Origin of the sequence: uncultured Gimesia sp., assembly GCF_937919775.1 — a bacterium.
Classification (GTDB): domain Bacteria; phylum Planctomycetota; class Planctomycetia; order Planctomycetales; family Planctomycetaceae; genus Gimesia.
The window spans coordinates 1-4,563 of the sequence record NZ_CALFPF010000528.1 but is presented as its reverse complement, the minus strand read 5'-3'; the positions used below and the strand labels follow the sequence as shown (position 1 = coordinate 4,563).

Below are 4,563 nucleotides of genomic sequence, written 5' to 3'. Positions count from 1 at the left end.
ATTCACAGTTATCGCGTCGCTATTTTTTACGATATGGTGTCGCAGGAGCCGCTGCATTTACCGCGATGAATCAATTACAGGCAGACGTTCAGCATCGAGACCCCGCTCTGCAACAAGCCATTGACCAACTCGAGACCAATCTCACCATTCCGAAATCATTTCGTGATGTCTCGCGCGGAAATCCCAAGCCGCATACTCTGAGCGAAGAGAAAAGGCAACAGGTCGGTCTGACGCGAGAGACCTGGTCCCTCGAAGTGATCAGCGATCCGGAAAACAAAGCACGGCTTGGAAATCCGCTCACGAAAGAAACAGGGAACGCACTGGATTTTGAAGCGTTACTCAAACTGGGAGAGAAGCACGCCGTCCGTTTTTCCAAAGTCATGACCTGTCTGAATATCAGAGACCCGCTGGGCACTGGTATTTGGGAAGGGGTTCCTTTACGCGAAATTCTCTGGCTGACAAAACCACGCGATAATATCCGCCGTGTGTTTTATAACGGGTATCATAATGACGATCCGAAACAGATTTTCAAAAGCTCACTGCCGATCGATCGCGTACTGGAAGATCCAGAGGGGTTACCGCCTGTGATTCTGTGTTACAAACTCAACGGCCAGTGGCTGAGTCCCGAGCGTGGGGCGCCTGTCCGCATGGTGGTTCCGGAGTCATATGGATTCAAAAATGTGAAATGGCTGACTCACATTTATTTTTCCAATTTGTTTCATGCCAACGATACCTATGCCAGCGGGAACAATGACATCGACAGCAGACTGAAAACATTCGCGTCCACGCTTTCTTTTCCCAAAGAAGTCAAACCGCTTCAGCCGATTCCGATTACAGGTTATGCTCAAGCGGGAACCGCCGGTCTGGCGAAAGTTCAGGTCTGGATTCAAAAGAATGGCGAGAGTTTCCCCCAGGACGATCAGTTTTTTACCACGGCCCCCTGGATCGATGCCGAAATACTCGCTGCACCGACTTCCGATCACTGGGGTGGCAGCCTGCCCGATCACAAAATTCCGCCCGGAACCATCGGCTTTGATGACAAAACCGGAAAACCGGACGCGTGGCCGATGCCAATGATGAAAGCGCACTGGGCGATTCTGCTGCCCGGCTTACCTGCAGGAAAATACACGCTCCGCTGTCGCACGATCGACGCCAACGGCAAAGCCCAGCCGATGCCGCGCCCCTTCCGAAAATCGGGGCACGTTGCCATCGAACAGAAGGACATTGTGGTGACCGCTTAATCAAGAGTCTTTGCTGTCACAGCCGTCAGCTCGACAATTCCTGAAGATTGGCTTGCAAACTTTTAATTGGAATGGTCAATCAAGATGATTGAATCGGTTTACCCGCCACTAAATTATCCTCAAAACTGGCCTCCTGTTGTATCGCCACCACCTCCACCCGGAAGCTGGGAGACCAGCCTGAAGCGCATTCCAGTTGCAGGCTGGATTACGGCAAGCCTGATATCACGATTCCGCAAGGGGCAACATGAACAGGAAGTGTTATCTTTCATCGAAAAGGAAATCGTTGATCAGCTTGAAGCGCGAGGCAATGTCAATAACTGGTTTCTAAAATATGACTGGTTCGATTCACCAGTGAAACAGCAGATCGCGGTAATTGTTTCAGAAGCAATCGGTCTGGAAAAACCAGTCGAGTTCCCTCCACCTCTGCATCCTGAAGACCCATTCGGGCTCCTGTTCTGGGGACCGTTTGACGATCTGACACCCCTGATTGTGGGATTGGACATTCAGAAGAAATGGAAATGCTATATTCCTCGGGAGACAATTTCACTTGCCTTTGATGATAATTGGACATTAATTCAATTTATCGAATACTGCGAAGACTTTATCTCTGACTCGTGAAAGAGGCTGGGATTCCAATTTCACTTTTTCCCCTGCGCCTGTTTTTCCTGCGCTGCGCGATGGGCCGATTCTGATTCGAAGACGGCTGCTTTTTCTTTTTCCATTTCTTCCTTCAGTGCGGGGGTGATTTCTCCCGAATTCAATTCAGCCTCATCGGACCCGCAGCCGGGAAGCAGACAGAATGCTGATAAGAGCAGACAACAGGACAGAAGTTTCACGGGAAGATTCCTTTGCAGTTGATTTCTTGTGAGATAAAAGTATTTGCCAGTGGAGGCCGTCAACAGCAGAGCACCCTTCGTTTCCGGAGGGGAAAGCGTCAGATGCTCTGCCAGGTCGCGACAGCGTTAGTTTGGAAGTATGTTGAATATCATGCGCGCTTAGAACTCACCGATGGGTTCCCGGTCGTCGGTCAGGCTGATACGACGCATTACTTCGCCATCGATGTTGTAGCTGATCATCCGCACTGAGCCATCCGCCAGGCAGGCGTTCATTCCGCCTGAGTGAGCCGATCCGAAGAAGGGATGCCAGTTGGTCCAGCTCACGCCCCCTTTATCGGTGACGGCGATGAGATCCGTGGGCGCGTCGGTGTCGTACAGCGGGGTTAAGCCGTATTCCACTCCCGAGCCGTTGATGCCGGCTCCATGACGAATCACGCATTCATCCCAGCCGGCGTTGTTCCAGGGTTCGTTGTCTCCACCGTCGAGACCGTGACGATCTGGGTGCAGCGCTTTTTCGGCGACCATGATGGTATTCGACGAGCCATCTTTAATATCATTGATGCGGATTTCACGAGACGTCGTTTGCACGACAACACCCCTTTTTCCGGTACTGACGGAACTGGTGATACCGCCGGAACGTTGACCGCCGTTACCGGCGTAGTCTGAACGATAATAGCCGCTGCCATAGGATGTCGGTTTACGACGGGTCGGGCAGTAGTAAGCTTTGATTCCCACGCGACCGACGAGGGGATACGTACCCACAGGATCTGCATCAGTTCCCAGTTCGTATACGTTCGACTGTTCCATGAAGGGCAGAATCTGATAACTCCAGCTCCAGCCGACACGTTCTGTCGCATTACAGCAGGCGAACGAAGCACCTGCGCCGTCGCGGGCTCCGGTCGGGAGTCGATCATATGCGTCGTGGAAGTTGTGGAATGCCAGACCGATCTGCTTGAGGTTGTTCTTGCACTGTGTACGGCGGGCGGCTTCGCGTGCCTGTTGCACGGCAGGTAGCAGCAGGGCGACCAGAATCGCGATAATCGCAATCACAACCAGTAATTCAATTAGTGTAAACCCGCGACGAATGTTTGTGGGACATTTCCGCGCACCGGTAGCCGGGCGAGAAAATGGACGTAACGTCTTCATTTCCCAATCTCCTTAATGTGAAAAGAAATAGAATGTAAAGCGGCTTTTCGAGTTTTTCGGGCGGGGTAATGCCGGTATGGGTCTTGACTGACCTTTTGGGGAACAGGGAACGGGGTCCCTTTCCTGATGTTGAGGGAATCCTAACCGCGAATTGTTAAAAGCTAGTGTGCGAATGATGAATTGTGAGTCTGATATCGACGATCAATGTTTCGCATTTAACAGACGTTCACTCAGGGCGGGATCGTTTTCTTGGGAAAGTGAAAATCCTCCCTCACGTTTTTCAGACTCTCCTGGCTGCCGCAAGGAAATCGTCTCAAATCACCGCTTGACAAAATACTAAAGGATTAGTACAAAACGGCTCGTCAATGGAATGAAACGAGGCGAAAAGGATTTTGACTCATGTATCACGGACCGATCGGCAGCAGCGTCCTCTCGCAGCGCCAGCACTTAACGTGTTCTGGTCTGTGTGGTCGCAATGTTCAAGCCAATCGCAATGTTTCCCGGCATCAGCGCCGGGCATTCACGGTTCTTGAATTGCTGGTAACGTTTGGGATCATCACGACTCTGGTGAGCCTGATCCTGCCCGCTGTTGGCTCTGCCCGCGAAGCCGCCCGGCAGTTGCAGTGCAAAAACCAGCTCAAGCAAATTGGCCTCGCTCTGCATTCTTATCACGATACGCATAGTTGTCTGCCGTCCGGCTGGCAATGGGAGGCCTCGGGAAAGTCTGCTTACGGTTGGGCCGTGACGCTACTGCCTTATTTAGAACAACGGGCTATTTACGATCAGGTGGATCGCAGTCGGCTGCTCAGTCATCCGTTCAATCTATCTTCGCGAAGCACTTCGATTGTCAACTTCCTCTGCCCGTCAGATATCATTGATCCGACATTTATGCTTTATGAAGAGAATAAACTAACTGAGACGATGACCCCGATCATCGAACTCCCCACGACAAGTTATGTGGGGGTATTCGGAACGCTCGAGGCCGACGATGGGATTCCCGCGCCAGCCGGCGATGGAACATTCCTGGAATCAAGGCCCGTCAGCTTTGTGCATCTGCAGCGTGGTTTAAGTAATACAATCATCGTCGGCGAGCGAACCATGGCAAAAGTCCCGTCAACCTGGCTGGGGGTCGACATCTCCGGCGAGGACGCCGCCTGCCGGCTGGTGGGCAGTGCGATGACGACACCAAACTGCGAACTCTGTGACGAATGTGAATTTTCCAGTCGACATCCCGGCGGCTCTCATTTCCTGTGGGCCGATGGACGTGTGCGCATCCTCTCGGAATCCCTTGATACAACAACCTACCAGCAACTGGCACGCAGGACAAATTAGTTCTGATT

The 4,563-nt window shown here is 52.0% G+C and carries 5 protein-coding genes; 3 read left to right on the top strand and 2 right to left on the bottom strand.

Annotation, left to right across the window (positions count from 1 at the left end; all coding sequences use genetic code 11):
* Positions 1-1,241, top strand: a 1,241-nt coding sequence (locus Q0294_RS15195; protein ID WP_299467135.1) for a molybdopterin-dependent oxidoreductase, incomplete at its 5' end; no start/stop codon positions are given.
* An 84-nt stretch (positions 1,242-1,325) separates the two neighbouring features.
* Complete coding sequence (locus Q0294_RS15190; RefSeq protein WP_299467133.1) at positions 1,326-1,859, top strand: hypothetical protein; 534 nt, start codon at positions 1,326-1,328, stop codon at positions 1,857-1,859.
* Between the two features lie 20 nt (positions 1,860-1,879).
* Here the strand turns inward: Q0294_RS15190 and Q0294_RS15185 are convergent, their stop codons facing one another.
* Entirely contained in the window at positions 1,880-2,077 is a 198-nt protein-coding gene (locus Q0294_RS15185; RefSeq protein ID WP_299467131.1) for a hypothetical protein, read from the bottom strand.
* Positions 2,078-2,236: 159 nt separating this feature from the next.
* The gene (locus Q0294_RS15180) at positions 2,237-3,223 is read right to left on the bottom strand and encodes a DUF1559 domain-containing protein (RefSeq protein ID WP_299467129.1); all 987 of its coding nucleotides are present in this window, start codon (positions 3,221-3,223) and stop codon (positions 2,237-2,239) included.
* A 399-nt stretch (positions 3,224-3,622) separates the two neighbouring features.
* Between Q0294_RS15180 and Q0294_RS15175 the strand changes: the two genes are divergently transcribed.
* A complete protein-coding gene (locus tag Q0294_RS15175; protein ID WP_299467127.1) occupies positions 3,623-4,555 on the top strand; it encodes a DUF1559 domain-containing protein in 933 nt (310 codons plus the stop codon).
* Positions 4,556-4,563 lie beyond the last annotated feature (8 nt).